19 protein-coding genes are annotated in these 16282 nt (G+C 34.4%); 14 read left to right on the top strand and 5 right to left on the bottom strand.

Annotated features, from left to right (window positions below; genetic code table 11):
• The first annotated feature begins 61 nt into the window (after positions 1-61).
• On the top strand, positions 62-646 hold the full coding sequence (locus tag VK90_RS10785) for a GNAT family N-acetyltransferase (protein ID WP_048372656.1): 585 nt from the start codon (positions 62-64) through the stop codon (positions 644-646).
• Positions 647-671: 25 nt separating this feature from the next.
• Here the strand turns inward: VK90_RS10785 and VK90_RS10780 are convergent, their stop codons facing one another.
• On the bottom strand, positions 672-1574 hold the full coding sequence (locus VK90_RS10780) for an aldo/keto reductase (RefSeq protein ID WP_048372655.1): 903 nt from the start codon (positions 1572-1574) through the stop codon (positions 672-674).
• A gap of 165 nt (positions 1575-1739) precedes the next feature.
• Between VK90_RS10780 and VK90_RS10775 the strand changes: the two genes are divergently transcribed.
• Positions 1740-2690: a CobW family GTP-binding protein gene (locus tag VK90_RS10775; RefSeq protein ID WP_048372652.1), complete on the top strand. Its 951-nt coding sequence runs from the start codon at positions 1740-1742 to the stop codon at positions 2688-2690.
• 146 nt (positions 2691-2836) lie between these two features.
• Here VK90_RS10775 and VK90_RS10770 read toward each other — a convergent pair whose 3' ends face one another.
• Positions 2837-3307 (bottom strand): GNAT family N-acetyltransferase, encoded by a 471-nt coding sequence (locus VK90_RS10770; protein WP_048372651.1) that lies wholly within the window; start codon positions 3305-3307, stop codon positions 2837-2839.
• Between the two features lie 138 nt (positions 3308-3445).
• Positions 3446-4396: a metal ABC transporter substrate-binding protein gene (locus VK90_RS10765; protein WP_048372648.1), complete on the bottom strand. Its 951-nt coding sequence runs from the start codon at positions 4394-4396 to the stop codon at positions 3446-3448.
• Between the two features lie 197 nt (positions 4397-4593).
• Here VK90_RS10765 and VK90_RS29825 point away from each other — a divergent pair, with 197 nt between their 5' ends.
• From VK90_RS29825 to VK90_RS10750, 3 genes are all read left to right on the top strand, one after another.
• Positions 4594-4818, top strand: a complete 225-nt coding sequence (locus VK90_RS29825) for a hypothetical protein (RefSeq protein WP_002171515.1) — start codon at positions 4594-4596, stop codon at positions 4816-4818.
• A gap of 116 nt (positions 4819-4934) precedes the next feature.
• Entirely contained in the window at positions 4935-5594 is a 660-nt protein-coding gene (locus VK90_RS10755; protein WP_048372646.1) for an oxidoreductase, read from the top strand.
• Positions 5595-6066: 472 nt separating this feature from the next.
• Positions 6067-6558: a DinB family protein gene (locus tag VK90_RS10750; RefSeq protein ID WP_048372643.1), complete on the top strand. Its 492-nt coding sequence runs from the start codon at positions 6067-6069 to the stop codon at positions 6556-6558.
• Positions 6559-6746: 188 nt separating this feature from the next.
• Here VK90_RS10750 and namA read toward each other — a convergent pair whose 3' ends face one another.
• Positions 6747-7775 carry an NADPH dehydrogenase NamA gene (gene namA, locus VK90_RS10745; protein WP_048372641.1) on the bottom strand — a complete coding sequence of 343 codons (1029 nt, stop codon included), beginning with the start codon at positions 7773-7775 and terminating at the stop codon, positions 6747-6749.
• Between the two features lie 133 nt (positions 7776-7908).
• Here namA and VK90_RS10740 point away from each other — a divergent pair, with 133 nt between their 5' ends.
• From VK90_RS10740 to VK90_RS10715, 6 genes are all read left to right on the top strand, one after another.
• Complete coding sequence (locus VK90_RS10740) at positions 7909-8361, top strand: methylated-DNA--[protein]-cysteine S-methyltransferase (RefSeq protein WP_002171519.1); 453 nt, start codon at positions 7909-7911, stop codon at positions 8359-8361.
• Positions 8362-8386: 25 nt separating this feature from the next.
• On the top strand, positions 8387-9382 hold the full coding sequence (locus VK90_RS10735; protein ID WP_048372639.1) for a DUF2628 domain-containing protein: 996 nt from the start codon (positions 8387-8389) through the stop codon (positions 9380-9382).
• 76 nt (positions 9383-9458) lie between these two features.
• On the top strand, positions 9459-11120 hold the full coding sequence (locus VK90_RS10730; protein ID WP_048372637.1) for a peptide ABC transporter substrate-binding protein: 1662 nt from the start codon (positions 9459-9461) through the stop codon (positions 11118-11120).
• 59 nt (positions 11121-11179) lie between these two features.
• Positions 11180-11596 (top strand): FosBx1 family fosfomycin resistance bacillithiol transferase, encoded by a 417-nt coding sequence (fosB, locus tag VK90_RS10725; RefSeq protein WP_002171522.1) that lies wholly within the window; start codon positions 11180-11182, stop codon positions 11594-11596.
• Positions 11597-11610: 14 nt separating this feature from the next.
• Positions 11611-12156 (top strand): short-chain dehydrogenase, encoded by a 546-nt coding sequence (locus VK90_RS10720; RefSeq protein WP_002171523.1) that lies wholly within the window; start codon positions 11611-11613, stop codon positions 12154-12156.
• 13 nt (positions 12157-12169) lie between these two features.
• Positions 12170-12781 (top strand): phosphoserine phosphatase 1, encoded by a 612-nt coding sequence (locus tag VK90_RS10715; protein ID WP_048372635.1) that lies wholly within the window; start codon positions 12170-12172, stop codon positions 12779-12781.
• Positions 12782-12828: 47 nt separating this feature from the next.
• Here the strand turns inward: VK90_RS10715 and exsB are convergent, their stop codons facing one another.
• Positions 12829-13410, bottom strand: coding sequence for an exosporium protein ExsB (gene exsB / locus VK90_RS10710; protein WP_048372632.1), 582 nt, complete (start codon positions 13408-13410; stop codon positions 12829-12831).
• Between the two features lie 181 nt (positions 13411-13591).
• Between exsB and cotH the strand changes: the two genes are divergently transcribed.
• From cotH to VK90_RS10695, 3 genes are all read left to right on the top strand, one after another.
• Positions 13592-14668, top strand: coding sequence for a spore coat protein CotH (gene cotH, locus VK90_RS10705; RefSeq protein WP_048372630.1), 1077 nt, complete (start codon positions 13592-13594; stop codon positions 14666-14668).
• A 104-nt stretch (positions 14669-14772) separates the two neighbouring features.
• Complete coding sequence (locus VK90_RS10700) at positions 14773-15390, top strand: NUDIX hydrolase N-terminal domain-containing protein (protein WP_002171528.1); 618 nt, start codon at positions 14773-14775, stop codon at positions 15388-15390.
• A 263-nt stretch (positions 15391-15653) separates the two neighbouring features.
• The gene (locus VK90_RS10695) at positions 15654-16256 is read left to right on the top strand and encodes a DedA family protein (protein ID WP_048372628.1); all 603 of its coding nucleotides are present in this window, start codon (positions 15654-15656) and stop codon (positions 16254-16256) included.
• Positions 16257-16282 lie beyond the last annotated feature (26 nt).

Here is a 16282-nt window from a genome sequence, read left to right as displayed (position 1 = left end):
TTTACTATATAGCTTGAGATGGATATTATTATATATAAAAGAATTATAAGGAGTGTTTATATTGAATCCGTTATTATTCGATTTTCCTACTGAATTTAATACTGAAAGGCTTTTTATTCGAATGCCAAAACCAGGTGATGGTAAGGTTGTATATGAAGCGATTCAAGCTTCAATGAAAGAATTAAAGCCTTGGATGGTTTTTGCACAAAAAGAGCAAACAGAGGAAGAAATAGAAGAGAGTATTAGAAAATCGCATATTCAATTTTTGCAGCGTGAGGATTTGAGATTACTAGTGTTTTCGAAAGAAACAGGTGAATTTATTGCATCTGCCGGATTACATCGTATTAATTGGGATATACCTCAATTTGAAATCGGGTATTGGATTGATTCAAGGTTTAGTGGAAAGGGCTATATGGTAGAGGCTGCAGCAGGTATAACGGATTACGCTTTTGCTGAACTGAAAGCAAACCGCGTAGAAATTCGATGCGATTCTCTAAATAAGAAGAGTAGAGCGATACCTGAGAAATTAGGCTTTAAATTAGAGGGTATTTTAGAAAGTGCGAGTGTTGCGGTAGAGGGAAATGGATTAAGGGATATGTGTGTGTTCGCTATGACGAGAAATACATATGAAAAAGAAGAGCTGTAAAGTAACAGCTCTTCTTTTGTATGCATTAGGGTACAGGATGTCCATTAGAGCTTTCGAAAATTGTAAACCATTGTTGGCGATCTAAATTAACTTTTGTTGCCATTGCAGCCGTTTTTACTCGATCTAATTTGCCAGAGCCAACAATTGGCATCATTTTTGCTGGATGAGCAAGTAACCATGCATACATAACAGTATCAATGCTATCAACGCCTAGTTCAGTAGCGATTTTTTGTAAAGTTTCACGTAAACGTACAGCACGTTCAGTTTGACCAGTAAAGATTTCACCACCAGCAAGAGGTGACCAAATCATTGGATTGATTCGTTTTTCTTGGCATAAATCAATAGTACCTTTTTCAAAATGCTCAAGCTGCATCGCAGATACTTCGATTTGATTTGTAATAAGCGGGAAGTCTAAATACGAACTTAACATATTAAATTGAGAAGGTAAAAAGTTAGAAACACCGAAGTGACGAACTTTTCCTTCTTGTTTTAAGCGTAAGAACGCTTCTGCCACTTCATTTGGATCCATGAATGGATCGGGACGATGAATGAGCAGTACATCAATATAATCTGTATGTAAGTTTTTTAATGAATCCTCCGCACTTTTTATAATATGTTCTGCACTCGTATTGTAGTGAGCGACATATCGTTCTGGAAATTTCGGTGATGGGGGAGCGATTCCACATTTTGTGATGATTTGCATGTTTTCGCGTAAGGAAGGCTTTAGTTGTAACGCTTCTCCAAACAATCCTTCACATGTATATCCACCATAAATATCAGCATGATCAAAAGTAGTAATTCCCATATCCATACAAGCTTCAATAAAAGAAAGTAATTCTTGTTTCGTCATATTCCATTCTGCTAAACGCCAAAATCCTTGAATAATACGAGAAAATTCTAGTGTTTCGGTCATTTGAACTCGTTCCATTATAAGTACCTCCTTGATGAATAATAATATTTTTGAAAAGGCTTTCTTGCTAAATACTATTATATAGTTAGCCGGTTGTACATACAATAAATATGTTTTGCTACAAAAACGATTTTCTCTATATGCTATAATGTAGAAACATAGAGCAATAAGGAGATGTAAGGGATGATTCCAGTAACAATATTAACGGGTTTTCTTGGATCAGGGAAAACGACATTATTAAACCGAATTTTATCAGAGGATCACGGTAAGAAATTAGCAGTGATTGTAAATGAAATAGGGCAAATTGGTATAGATAATCAATTAATTATGAATGTTGAAGAAGAAATTATGGAAATGACAAACGGTTGTCTATGCTGTACTGTACGTGAAGATTTACTCGTTGCCTTAAAACAATTACTGGATGTAAAAGCAGAGGGGAAAATGGATTTTGATGGCTTAGTAATTGAAACGACGGGTCTTGCAAATCCGGGTCCGATTATTCAAACGTTCTTTTTAGATCCAGTTATTCAATCTGCATACCAAATTAACGGCGTTGTAACAGTGGTAGATAGTTACCATATACATAAACATTTTGAAAAGGGACTAGAAGCAAAAGAACAAATTGCATTTGCTGATGTAGTTTTAGTTAATAAATTAGATTTAATTGAAGAAAATGAGAAGGAAGACCTTCTACATGAACTTCAAGGAATAAATCCAACTGCGAAATTAATTCCGACGACTAACTGTGAGGTGGATATTCCATCATTACTACAAATACAAACGTTTAAAACGAGAGATACGTTACAAATTTACCCACATAAAGAACATAATCATCTAGAAGGCGTAAAATCATTTGTATTACGTGAAGAACGTCCGTTAGATTTACAAAAACTTAATGAGTGGATGTCAGCTGTCGTTCAAGAACTAGGAGAGCATTTATATCGTTACAAAGGAATATTATCAATTGATGGAGTAGATAAACGTATTGTTTTCCAAGGTGTACATACATTGTTTGCTGCTTCGTATGATAGAGAGTGGCAAGAGGGTGAAGAGCGAGTAAGTGAAGTAGTTTTCATCGGAAAAGATATTAATAAAGAGTGGTTCCAAGAACATTTCCAAGAGTGTGTGAAGTAAGCCTGCGTAAATCGCAGGCTTATTTTTATTCAATCGAATGAGCACTTCGTTGAGATAGTATTAGATTGTAAAAATGAAGTATATAAGGGGAAGAAGCTAGAAATAGAAAATGTTACATTGATAAATCTATAACAAAAAGCCTGTTTTCACAGGCTTGTATTTTTATCTATAAGCAATTCCATTACAACACCTACAACTGGGCCCTCATCATCAATATCCCCATTTAAGCGGAAACCGAATGATTCGTATAATCCCATTGCTAGTTTGTTGTCTGGATGTAAACTTAAATAAATTATTTTACATTCAAATTTTTGTTGTAAGAACTGAATTAAAAGGCGAAGGAAACGCTTTGCATATCCTTTTCCTTGAAATTGTTGGTCAATCATAAAACGATCTAACCATACGCTTTCATTCTTTTTCCAATACCATCCATACAGTGCATATCCAACAAGTGTTTCTTCATCATATAAGCCTACTGACGTTCCATTTTCTTCATATAATGATTCCGCTAAAGAAAACGCATTACTTTCAATAAATTGCTGCTGTTCTTTTGTTACGCTTAAAGCAGCTACTGAACGCCAATTATTTGCTGTTACTTCACAAATGTGAAGGTTCATAGTTCCAACTCACCTTCTAAATTATTATAGCTTAAAAGCTAATATGGATAATTTTACTTGTTATTTCGGTCAAGTCAAGGGGAAATACATAAAAAGGCAGCTGAATGAAATATTCAGCTGCCTAGAAAATATAGTTGATTAGTTTGTTGCTTCTTTTAAAGTATTTACGTTTTCTTCCATTAATGTGAAGTAATCTTTATTGTTCTTCGCATCATCCTCAGAAATAGTAGCAAGGTGATTTAAGCGTAAAACTTTTGTACCTGTTTCTTTTTGAATAACTGATGCTACTTTTGGAGTAGAGAATGTCTCAAATAAAATATATTTTAGACCGTGATCTTTTACTGTTTTTGTAATGTCAGCAAGCTGTTTTTGAGATGGTTCATCAGATGCTGAAATTCCAGCGATTGGAATTTGTTTTAGACCGTATCGTTGTTCCCAGTAGCCATAAGCTGCATGTGAAACTAATATTTCTTTCGTTTTTGCATTTGCAACAACGGCTTTAAATTGATCGTCTAAATCAGTAAATTTTGTTTGTAGTGCTGCGAAGTTTTTTTCGAACTCTTTTTTATGTTCAGGTTGTAATTCTACAAGTGCATTTTTAATTTTTTCTGCTTGTTTCATCGCAAGAGTAGGATCTAACCAAACGTGTGGATCTTTATCATGGTGATGTTCATCTTCTTTATGACCGTCTCCATGATCGTGTTGCTCTTCTTCAGTTGAAGTACGAAGTTCGATATCTTTAGATGCATTTACAACTTTTACGTTTTCATTTTTTAATGATTTTTCCATTTTTTCGGCAAATGGTTCTAATTCTGCGCCGTTATAAACGAATAAATCGGCTTTTGCAACTTGTACAGTCTGTTTTTGACTCGGTTCAAATGTATGAGAATCCGCACCAGGTGGGTAAATTGCTTCTACATTTACATAATCACCACCGATTTTTTTTGCAAAGTCAGCAAGTGGGAAAATGGTTGTATAAACAGAAAGTTTCCCATCTTTTTTCGCTGCACCATCTTTGTTGTTGGAACATCCAGCAAAGATGAGTGTGAAAATAAGTATAAATGAAAATATAGCTAATTTTTTCGGCATATAATTCTCCTCTTTTCTTTTTTACAATTATATTTTCTCCAAATGTAAGAAGAAAATATCGATTCAACACAAAACGGAATAATTACGTTTTAGTTTGCGAACCTAGTATAATACATCTTTATGAAAGTTGCAATAAATAATAATCATTACGATTTGATTTTGTTATAAATCTGTCAAAAAGAAAGGTATTAATTTTTATGATTGGTGCATATGTGACAATGTTACTTTCATATATTGGGAGGGAGCAGAAAAAAGGGGATGAGCGCTTGGGATACATTATGGAGGCTATCTTTTTAATACTTGCGGTTGTTTTGCCGTTAACTTTTGTTTTAATCTTTTTAAGAAGACTAATAAGTAATTTAGGGGATGCTACAACAATTACGAAATTGCCAGTGGAAGAAAAAGAAAAGAAAAAAGAGTAAGTAAAGTACTATGCTTACGCATAGTGCTTTACTTATGATAAAATAATAAAACGGAAACTCCTATTAGCGATTATCAGCAAAAGGAGAGAAAAGTAAATAAAGAGGTATGCATATATATGAATGAACGAAAAGCGTTAGTACTTGGTGCAAGTGGATTAGTTGGACAAGAAATAACGCGTCTATTACTTGACTCAGATTACTACGATTCGGTTACTATTTTTGTAAGGGAACCATTGAAATGGCAACATGAGAAATTACAGCAGAAACAGGTGGATTTTTCGGTATTAGAGGAATATAAAGAGTTTTTTGCAGTAGATGATGTATTTAGTTGTTTAGGAACAACGATTAAAAAAGCGAAATCGAAGGCGAATTTTAAAAAAGTAGATTATGAATATACGTTACGAGCTGCTTGTTTAGCTGAAAAACAAGGTGTGCAAAATTTCCTTGTTATTTCATCAATGGGAGCAAATCCTAAATCATTTTTCTTTTACTCGCAAGTAAAGGGGAAGATGGAAGAGGAGTTGCAAAAGCTAGTTATTGGTGGTATTCATATTTTTAGGCCTTCATTATTAGTAGGAAATCGACAAGAATTTCGTTTTGGAGAAAGAATGGCTGAGAAGTTATCTCGTATTATTCCGTTTATATTTAAAGGTGCTTTTAAAAAGTATAAACCAATCTCAGCGAAAGACGTAGCGAAGGGAATGTATATAACAGCGTTACGTGAAGAGTCGGGTATCCATATTTATAATTCAAATGAAATTACAACGATAGAATAAATAAAACCGGGAAGAATGACTTTTACTGAAAGACCAAAGAAATAAAGGTTGAGGCTTGAATTAACAGTAAATGCATGTTGTTTAACAATTATCACGACAATTTATAATTTAAATTCAAAAAAGAAGGATAGAAAGGCAGAAGAGATATCTGCTATTTCTATCCTATTTTTGTACTACAAGTGACCTCATTTACTACAACAACATTTTTAGAATTTTATTAACCTATCGCATGCTTTAGGTTAATAAGAATTTTTTATTTCATTTAAAAATACACTACTATCATATATCCATTGTTTTTGATGCCAATAAGTCATTAGGATATACCGCCCATTTAGAAGCGATCTTACCGAGCATTGTTTTCAGGTTTGTCTGAGTGAAATCTGAAAACGATTGGGCTACACAGATATAAAGGGTATGTATATTTTTACTTTTTTATATTTTTATGAAAAATTACAAAAAGGAGGCTGTACTAATGAGTAAAAAAGAAATATTGCAAAGTGGAGTCAAGCAAGTTTTTTACGAAGAAGAATGGTATCCACCGATATCAGAAGCGTTAAAGAATCTTACGGCTGCACAAGCATGTTGGCAACCAAAAGGAAAGGCCAGTAATACGATTTGGGAAAATGTAAACCATTTACTAACCTTTAAAGAGCGCTTACTTTCCCGCTTACATCAAGATGACACATTTGTTGCTCCACAAAATAATGATGACACGTTTGTCCAAGGTGGGCCTAATGATGATGATGCTTGGCAACAAACAGTGAAGCGAACACTTCACGTACATGATGCCTTACAATCTTCATTAACATCCCTTCAAGAAGCGGAACTGGATCAACCAAGTCCTTCTCTATCAGTTTGGCAACAATATCTGAATATCCTTTTGCACGATGCTTATCATACAGGACAAATTGTACAGCTTCGCAAACTCCAAGGTTCATGGCCAGCTCAGCGTTCATATTTATAAGCGAGGATTAAAATTGCTTGAGTTTCACACCAAACAAAACAATTGAAAGTAGTGATAAAAGACATGAAAAAATAGGTGTATCAAGCAAAGTGCTGATACACCTAAAAACTACATTGTTAAACAACATGTGTCGTCGTGTAGTATATCTTTAATTACTTTAGATTCAGTATTACATATTATTCTCGGTTTTATTTATTCGTATGGATTTTCCCAGGTGCTCGCTTGTATTGATACGGTTCTTGTAATTCAAAGCCAAGTTCATTGGCGGCTATTCTTGGGAAATACGGATTGCGAAGTAACTCACGTCCGATAAAGATTAAATCTGCTTCGTTATTATTTAAAATTTGCTCCGCTTGTGACCCAGTCGTAATCAATCCAACTGCACCAGTTGCAATCTTAGTATGTTCTTTAATATGTTTGGCATATTGTACTTGATACCCAGGATAAACATCAATGTGTGCTGGGACAACTGCACCTGAACTACAGTCAATTAAATCAACACCTTGTTCTTGCATCCATTTTGTATACTGAACATAATCTTGAACAGTTAAACCTTCAGGATGATAATCATTAGCAGAAATACGAACAAACAACGGTCCAGTCCAAACTTCATTTACTGCATCAATGATTTCACGTAAGAAGCGATAGCGATTTTCTTGTGTACCTCCATATTCATCGGTTCGCTTATTGGAAAGTGGAGAAAGAAATTCATTAATAAGATAACCGTGGGCACCGTGTAATTCAATAACGTCAAAGCCAGCTTCTTTAGATCGTAAAGCAGCTCTTTGAAAAGCTAAAACAGTTTCTTTAATTTGCTGTTTATTCATTTCTACTGGTATTTTCATTCTATCGTTAAATGGAATTGCTGAAGGAGCTAAAGCATCCGTTTCTAATTCAGCCTTTCTTCCAGCGTGAGCGAGTTGAATGGCAGCTTTTGCACCGTTATCACGGATGAATGTTACGGTTTTGTGTAAACCTTCAACAAGACTATCATCCCAAATACCGAGGTCCTTATTAGAAATACGTCCTTCAGGTACAACTGCCGTTGCCTCAATCATAACGAGACCGACTTGCCCAGCTGCTCGAGTCCCATAATGAACAAGGTGAAAATTGGTTACCTGTCCATCTTCATTTTCTGATGAATACATACACATAGGTGACATAACAATACGGTTTTTTAGCGTAACACCTTTAATTGTATAAGGTGAAAAAAGCATTGGAATCCCCCTTTGTTTGAATTTTCTTTCATTTTATCATTCTGTTTGTAGTTTCCCTAATGAAACGCTTATACGCAAAATTTTGTCAATTCGTGTTACAATGACAAATATGAAAAGAATTGGAGGATGACGTATGTATCGGGCTTATTATGAAAATGAATTAGGCTTGCTGGAAATTACAGCGAATACGAAAGGAATTACGTCTGTTATATTTGTTGAAGAAAGAAAAGAAGAACTTAAAAATGAAATTGTTGAACAATGTATAGATGAATTAGATGAATACTTTAAAGGTAAAAGAAAAGAGTTTACAGTTCCATTGTCTGCTGAAGGAACAACATTTCAAAAGAATGTATGGGATGCACTTTATACTGTTCCATATGGCGTAAGTGCTTCATATTTAGATATTGCGGAGAAGGTTGGGAATACGAAAGCTGTACGAGCGATAGGAGGAGCAAATAGTCGGAATCCAATTTCAATTATCGTTCCATGTCATCGTGTGATTGGAAAGAGTGGAAAGCTTGTTGGGTATGCGGGTGGTTTATGGAGGAAAGAGTGGTTATTGAAGCATGAAGGTATTATAAAATGAAGTATGGATGGAAAGAGGGATCGTTTTGAAATGTATAAATTGTGGGCGACCTTGTACTAATGGTCAGTTAAATTGTGCAAATTGTCAGCGAAACTTGCATAATGAACAAGGTGAAGGAAGCTCGCTAATAGACAAAGAGTTAGAAGTATATGTAGGAAGAAATTATCCACATTATAAAAAAAAATGGGAGTTAGAAAATAAAAGAATTGCTAGGTGGAGCTGGAATGGATGGGCAGCTATTTTTAATGTAGGATGGCTTGGTTATCGGAAGTATTATTTACCTGCTGCTTTATTTGTATTGTTATTAGTAACATGTGATGCATTTTCTTATTATATGGGATTCAATGTAGCGTTGCCAGTTATTAATATGGTTCCCCTTACATTTCTATTACTCGTTTTTATTATATTTGGCATGGGGATTTTTGCGAATGGATTATATTATCAATTTGCAGAAAGGCGTATATATCGTATTAAGGCACGGGGAATTGAAAATGAATCGGTTGAAGAATATCTTATTCGTGATAGTGGTGGAACGAGTAAAATGGGGGCGACAATCGTTACTATTTTGACCATTGCAACTATTTTTTTCAGTCATTTCTTTTTTCCGACGGATCGAGACATTATACAAAAAGTACGTACAAGCTCGCTTTATGAATACCCGTTCTTTTCGATTGGTGAATCGTTTGAAAATTATTTCCAAAATTCAGGGTGGGTATATTATCGCGGGTCGGAAGGACTGGAACTAGTAGAATTTCAAGGATACAGCCCAGGGATGCCAAGACAAAAAGTTACGATTCAATTTATTGTTGATTATAAATTGAGTGAAATTGAGCCATACTCACTTACGATTAACGGTGAATCTAAAAGTGAAGAAGAGTTTTTGAAGATGATGGAAGAAATATTTAAGGTTCAAAATCCATTTGACTTAGAGGATGGATTACAAGTAAAAGCAGTGCAAAAAGAAGCGGATGGAAAGCAATTTCTAACTGCTTCTTTTCTGTTTATAAAAATAAATATTTAAAATAATCAGAATCTTTTGTATAATGGTATATATTATACAGGCTTTCATTTATACATATAGATTGGGGGAAGGAAGAATGAAGAGAAAGGTAACAACGATTGCTGCAGTTGCATTATCGACTAGTGTGTTAGTTGCAGGTTGCGGAAATGGGGAGAAGGCATCTACAACGAAGAAAGAAGCAAGTAAGGGAGTAGCAGATAAGCAAGTTTTAAACTTACTGGAAACAGCAGAAATTCCTTCAATGGATACGTCAAAATCAACGGATTCCGTATCTTTCCGCGCCTTTGTAAATGCAATGGAAGGATTATATCGTTTAGATAAGGATAATAAGCCAACGCCAGGTATGGCAAAAGATGTGAAGATTAGTGAGGATAAAACAACATATACATTTGAATTACGAGATGCAAAGTGGTCTAATGGCGAGCCAGTTCGAGCGCAAGACTTTGTATATGCTTGGCAACGTGCATTAGATAAAGCAACTGCTGCTGAGTATGCATTTATTTTATTTGATGTGAAAAATGCACAGAAAGTAAATAAGGGGGAATTACCTTTAGATCAATTAGGAGTTAAAGCAAAGGGTGATAAAACGTTAGTGGTGGAATTGGAACAACCAGCGCCGTATTTCCTTGAACTTACTTCGTTCCCAACATTTTTCCCTTTAAATGAAAAGTATGTAAAGGAACAAGGGGATAAATATGCATTAGAAGCAGATAAACTATTGTACAATGGACCATTTACAATGAGTGAATGGAAACATGAACAAAGTTATCAGTTAAAGAAAAACCCTAATTATTGGGATAAAGATACTGTAAAGCTAGAAGAAATAAATGTAAGTGTTGTAAAGGAAACAAGCACAGGAGTAAATTTATATGATAGTAATCAAGCAGATCGAGTTATTCTAAGTTCTGAATTTGTTGATAAATATAAAAAGAATAAGCCAGATGAATTTAAAACGAAGCTAGATCCACGTATGTATTTCTTACGCTTTAATCAACAAAATGCAACATTTAAAAATCAAAAAGTTCGTGAAGCAATTGATTTAGCATATGATAAAAAAGGAATTGCAGATGTTATTTTAAATGACGGGTCATTGCCAGCATACTTCTTAGTACCTGAAAAATTTACGACAGGACCAGATGGAAAAGACTTCCGTTCTGTAAACAAAAATTTCCGTGATAATAAAGATAATGTAGCAAAAGCAAAAAAATTGTGGGAAGAAGCGAAAAAAGAACTTGGTCAAGATACAATTACAGTAGAATTACTAAATGATGATAACGGTAGTCGTAAAAAAGTGAGCGATTTTATTAAAGAAGAGTTAGAGAAAAATTTACCGGGCATTAAAGTGAATTTGAAACAACAACCATATAAACAAAAACTAGATTTAGAGAAGAAGCTACAATATGAATTCTCGTTATCTGCATGGAGCCCAGACTATCCAGATCCAATGACGTACATTGATATGTTCGTTACAGGAAGCACATTCAATGAAATGGCTTATTCTAATCCGAAATATGATGATTTAGTAGCGAAATCAAAAGGGGAACTATTAAAGGATGACGCAGCACGCTGGAAAGCACTTGCAGAAGCTGAAAAAATCTTAATTGGTCAAGATGCTGCAATCTCTCCTACGTATCAACAAAGTACAGCTTATTTAGAGAAGACGTATGTAAAAGGTATTGCTAACCATACGTTCGGTGGGGACTTTAGTTATAAATGGGCATATATTACAAAAAAATAGTATAATAAAAGATGAGTGAATTTTCGCTCATCTTTTATTTGTATAGGGAGGAACCTTACGTGTTGAAAGGAATCAATCATCTATGTTTTTCAGTTTCAAATTTGGAAAAATCTATTATGTTTTATGAGAAAGTATTAGAAGGAGAATTGTTAGTTAAAGGGAGAAAACTTGCGTATTTTAATATATGCGGAGTTTGGATAGCGCTTAATGAGGAAGTAGATATTCCAAGAAATGAGATTTATCAATCTTATACACATATTTCATTTACTGTTGAACAGGAAGATTTTAATTGTTTGTTAAAGCGATTAGAAGAAAACGAAGTTCATATTTTAAAAGGCCGAGAACGTGATGTGAGAGATTACGAATCTATATATTTTCTTGATCCAGATGGTCATAAATTTGAGTTCCATTCAGGGACGTTACAAGACCGTCTAAATTATTATAGGGAAGCAAAGCCTCATATGATGTTCTACTGAGGGAGGGAAGGAATTTGCATGCACTTGTAATTGGTGGAACAGGAATGTTAAAGAAGGTTTCTATGTGGCTTTGTAAGCAAGGGTTTCATGTTTCTATTATTGGACGAGATAATGCGAAATTAGAAAATGTTAAGCAAGCATGTAGTGAACGAGAAAAAATTACGAGTCTTTCTTTAGATTATCATAACGAAGAAGATGTAAAGAAATCTATTAAAGAGTCAATTGAACACAATGGCCCAATCACACTAGTTATTGCATGGATACATTCGACTGCTGAACGTGCACTTCCGATAATTTGCGAAGAGATTGAATTGTCGTCTAAGGAATATAGTGTATTTCATATATTAGGTAGTAGTGCATCACGTGCGAAGTTACAAAAAATAGGCGGGGCATTATGCAGTTATTATAGAATTATATTAGGGTTTATTTTAGAAGATACATATGCAAGGTGGCTTACTCATGAAGAGATAGCTGACGGGGTTATAAAAGGAATTGAAGGGAAATACGCGGAATGGGTTGTAGGGAGAGTTGAGCCGTGGGAATTGCGGCCAAAATGGTAAGGGGGAATAGGAAATGAAGACAACGGTATATGTAACACGACACGGTGAGACGGAATGGAATGTAGCAGGGCGGATGCAAGGACAAAAAAATTCAGCATTAACTGAGAATGGTATGATACAAGCACAACAATTAGGTGATCATATGAAGGATTTACCGCTTCATGCCATCTATAGTAGTCCAAGTGAAAGAACGCTTCATACTGCTGAACTGATTAAAGGAGAACGCAATATACCAATTATTGCAGATGAACATTTCTATGAAATTAATATGGGGGCATGGGAAGGGCAAACAATTAATGACTTGGAAATGCAGTATCCAGAAGAAGTACATTTATTTTGGAATGAGCCACATCTTTTTCAGTCAACATCAGGGGAAAACTTTGAGGCCGTTCATAAGAGGGTAATAGAAGGGCTACATATACTTTTAGAAAAGCATAAAGGTGAGAGTATATTGATTGTCTCTCATGCTGCGGCAGCGAAATTACTTGTAGGGCATTTCGCGGGTATTGAAATTGAAAATGTGTGGGATGATCCATTTATGTATAGCGCGAGTCTCAGTGTGATTGAATTTGATGAAAATCGTGGTAAAGTAAAACAATTTGCAGATGTAAGTCATTTTCAGTGAACGTAAAAAAGGCCGCAACGCGGCTTTTTTTTGTTGACATAAAAAAACTACCACTTACGTTTTTTATACCAGAAGTGATCGAATTTCTTATGTTTGCAGGAAGGGAACTTATGCCCGCCGTCTTTGCAACCATGCCATTTGTTTCCGTCATGATTACATGAATCATCGCAAGAGCAACCATTACTATGAGGGAAGAATACACTTTTTTTACAAAAACTTCGTTTTGTCCAGAAAAATTTCTTTTCAAAGCGCACACACTTTGTAACAAAAGTACATTTTTTTACACGAGTACGTTTTGTAACTAAAACACATTCTTTTCTACGTGTAACTTTCGTAACGAATGTCCATTTTTGAACGCGTACACGAGTACATTTTGTAACAAATGTCCATTTTTTTACATGAGTACATTTTGTAACGAAAGTACAATGTTTCACGCGAGTACATCTTGTTCTTGGACATTTACGTCCTGTTGTACATTTACGCCCTGTTGTACATTTACATCCTGTTGTACATTTATGATGAGAGAATTTATCATCATCGCATTCAAAAGTACTTGGATCTTGATGCAAGAAATCTTTCATCCCTGCACTTTTGATTTCTTCAACAGCCTTTCTAATATCACGTTTCATAGAAATCCTCCTTATCATGTATTAAATTGAAAAGGTATTCTTTTTCCTTAACATGATATGAATTTAGGCATCTTTCTGAACAGGACAAGAGTGTAATTTTATATAAATAGATGATTGCAGATGTATGGACAAGACAAGGCGCATACATTGAATGAAGAGAACTGGGAAGGGATGAGAAAATATGCTACCTTTATATGATTTTTTTATTCATCCAATGTACTTAGTGGAATTGAAAAAAGATATTTGGTCAGATAGTCCAGTGCCAGCAAAGTTAACATTTGGAAAAAAGAAGTATGATATTGATATCGTTTATCGAGGTGCTCATATTCGCGAGTTTGAGAAAAAGTCTTATCATGTTAAATTTTATAAACCGAAAAAATTTCAAGGGATAAAGGAATTTCATTTAAACTCTGAATTTATGGATCCATCGCTTATTCGTAACAAATTATCACTCGATTTTTTTAATGATATTGGGGTACTTTCACCGAAGTCGCAGCATGTATTTATAAAAATAAATGGCCAAATCCAAGGCGTATATTTACAGTTAGAATCGGTTGATGAAAACTTTTTAAAAAGTAGAGGGTTACCGAATGGTTCTATTTATTATGCAATAGATGATGATGCGAATTTTTCTTTAATGAGCGAGAGAGACAAAGATGTTAAAAGCGAGCTTTTTGCAGGATATGAATTTAAATGTTCGAATGAAAATAGTGAAGAGCAACTGAGTGAATTTGTTTTTCAAGCAAATACACTATCAAGGGAAGAGTATGAAAAAGAAATTGGAAAATACCTTCATGTTGATAAATATTTACGATGGTTAGCTGGAGTGATTTTGACTCAAAACTTTGATGGTTTTGTTCATAACTATGCGTTATATCATAACGATGAGACAAATTTATTTGAAGTCATACCGTGGGATTATGATGCAACTTGGGGGCGGGATGTACAAGGAAGACCACTAAATCATAAATACATTCGTATTCAAGGATATAATACGTTAAGTGCAAGGTTGTTAGATATACCCTTCTTTAGAAAGCAGTATCGAAATATTTTAGAAGAAATATTAGTAGAACAATTTACAGTATCGTTTATAAAACCAAAAGTAGAAGGAATGTGTGAACTAATTCGTCCATATTTACTTCAGGATCCATATATGAAAGAAAAAATAGAAACATTTGACCAAGAGGCTGATATGATTTTTCAATATATAAATAAAAGAAGAAATTATATAGAAGAGCATCTTCACGAATTGGATTAATTTTGAAGGAGATTGGAACATTATCAATCTCTTTTTTTGTATAATAAAGATGTACCAAAAAAGTAACATAGTATTTATTTGATAGAGAATGGAGTTGTGTAGAGATGACGGTTAAATGGATTGATTGGGTAAAACAAATACAGTCGATAGCACAAGCTGGTTTAACGTACTCCAAAGATGTGTATGATATAGAGCGTTTCCAACAATTACGAGACATTTCAATTTCAATGATGTCACATTACACAAAAACAGATTGGGAAGTAGTAGAGAAATTATTTGCAAGTGAGACAGGCTATCAAACTCCTAAAGTTGATATACGAGCGGTAGTGTTTCAAAATGACAAATTATTATTTGTGAAAGAAAAAAGTGATGGGAGATGGGCATTACCAGGTGGATGGGCTGATGTTGGTTATACTCCAACAGAAGTCGCTACTAAAGAAGTTTTAGAAGAGACAGGCTATGAGGTAGATCATTTTAGGCTACTAGCTATATTCGATAAAGAAAAACATCAACCATCTCTATCAGCTACACATGTATATAAAATTTTTATAGGTTGTGAGATTGTTGGTGGAGAAAAGAAATTAAGCATTGAAACAGAAGATATAGATTTCTTTAGTGAAAACGAAATACCTGATTTATCAAATGCTAGAAATACAGAATGGCAAATTAAAGAAATGTTTGCGTATATGAAAGATAGAAATAAAGAAAGGCTACTGGACTAATAATTAATCGGTCTCGTTTGTTATATTTACGTTGATTATTAGTCGACACGCCCGTAAATAGAGGGATAGTAAAGTTAATTTTGTATCATGCCAAGGTTATATTGAAAAAAGGTTGTACATATTCTTTTAACAAAAAATAAGAAGGCGTATTCCTCTTCAAAATCTATGATTCAGATGAAGAGGTTCACATGATTATATTGGCAGATGGCAATCTTTATGTGATAATGGAGGGTATGTGAAGAAAAAAGGAGATAGAAAAGAATATGTTAGCGAATATAATAGATCAGTTATTACAATTCTTTGCAAGTCTAGGATACTTCGGGGTAGCACTAGGTTTAATGATTGAAATAATTCCAAGTGAAATTGTTCTTTCGTATGCAGGGTTTTTAGTTGCGCAAGAAAAAATTAGTTTTGTCGGGGCTGTTATCGCGGGAACAATCGGTGGTACTTTAGCACAAATCTTTTTATACTGGCTTGGATATTACGGAGGGCGTCCGGTTGTTGAGAAATATGGAAAATATCTGCTTATTAATAAACATCATTTAGACATAGCAGAAAATTGGTTTAAGCGTTATGGAGCTGGAGTAATATTTTCGGCACGTTTTATCCCAGTTGTACGTCATGCAATATCTATTCCGGCAGGATTAGCAAAGATGCCTTTAAAACTCTTTACACTTTATACAGTAGTAGCGATTATCCCATGGTCAATTCTATTTATATACTTAGGAGAAAAGCTTGGTGGAAATTGGCGTCATATTAAAGAGTATGCATCTGATTATACACATTACATAATTATAGGAGCAGTCCTATTTATAGCTCTTTACTTCGGTTTAAAGTATTTGAAAAGGAGAAAAACAACTCGTTAAAGTCAATGATTTTTCATTGGCTTTTT

The organism is Bacillus sp. LK2 (assembly GCF_001043575.1).
Lineage (GTDB): Bacteria > Bacillota > Bacilli > Bacillales > Bacillaceae_G > Bacillus_A > Bacillus_A paramycoides.
This window is presented reverse-complemented; position numbering and strand designations above follow the sequence as displayed.

What these genes read in the sequence shown, in the direction of transcription:
- VK90_RS10765 (WP_048372648.1), bottom strand. Translation starts at nt 4,396, where the DNA reads ATGCCGAAAAAATTAGCTATATTTTCATTTATACTTATTTTCACACTC.
- VK90_RS10780 (WP_048372655.1), bottom strand. Translation starts at nt 1,574, where the DNA reads ATGGAACGAGTTCAAATGACCGAAACACTAGAATTTTCTCGTATTATT.
- VK90_RS10750 (WP_048372643.1), top strand. Translation starts at nt 6,067, where the DNA reads ATGAGTAAAAAAGAAATATTGCAAAGTGGAGTCAAGCAAGTTTTTTAC.
- VK90_RS29825 (WP_002171515.1), top strand. Translation starts at nt 4,594, where the DNA reads ATGATTGGTGCATATGTGACAATGTTACTTTCATATATTGGGAGGGAG.
- VK90_RS10695 (WP_048372628.1), top strand. Translation starts at nt 15,654, where the DNA reads ATGTTAGCGAATATAATAGATCAGTTATTACAATTCTTTGCAAGTCTA.
- VK90_RS10700 (WP_002171528.1), top strand. Translation starts at nt 14,773, where the DNA reads ATGACGGTTAAATGGATTGATTGGGTAAAACAAATACAGTCGATAGCA.
- exsB (WP_048372632.1), bottom strand. Translation starts at nt 13,410, where the DNA reads ATGAAACGTGATATTAGAAAGGCTGTTGAAGAAATCAAAAGTGCAGGG.
- VK90_RS10730 (WP_048372637.1), top strand. Translation starts at nt 9,459, where the DNA reads ATGAAGAGAAAGGTAACAACGATTGCTGCAGTTGCATTATCGACTAGT.
- VK90_RS10755 (WP_048372646.1), top strand. Translation starts at nt 4,935, where the DNA reads ATGAATGAACGAAAAGCGTTAGTACTTGGTGCAAGTGGATTAGTTGGA.
- VK90_RS10740 (WP_002171519.1), top strand. Translation starts at nt 7,909, where the DNA reads ATGTATCGGGCTTATTATGAAAATGAATTAGGCTTGCTGGAAATTACA.
- namA (WP_048372641.1), bottom strand. Translation starts at nt 7,775, where the DNA reads ATGCTTTTTTCACCTTATACAATTAAAGGTGTTACGCTAAAAAACCGT.
- VK90_RS10715 (WP_048372635.1), top strand. Translation starts at nt 12,170, where the DNA reads ATGAAGACAACGGTATATGTAACACGACACGGTGAGACGGAATGGAAT.
- VK90_RS10775 (WP_048372652.1), top strand. Translation starts at nt 1,740, where the DNA reads ATGATTCCAGTAACAATATTAACGGGTTTTCTTGGATCAGGGAAAACG.
- cotH (WP_048372630.1), top strand. Translation starts at nt 13,592, where the DNA reads ATGCTACCTTTATATGATTTTTTTATTCATCCAATGTACTTAGTGGAA.
- VK90_RS10770 (WP_048372651.1), bottom strand. Translation starts at nt 3,307, where the DNA reads ATGAACCTTCACATTTGTGAAGTAACAGCAAATAATTGGCGTTCAGTA.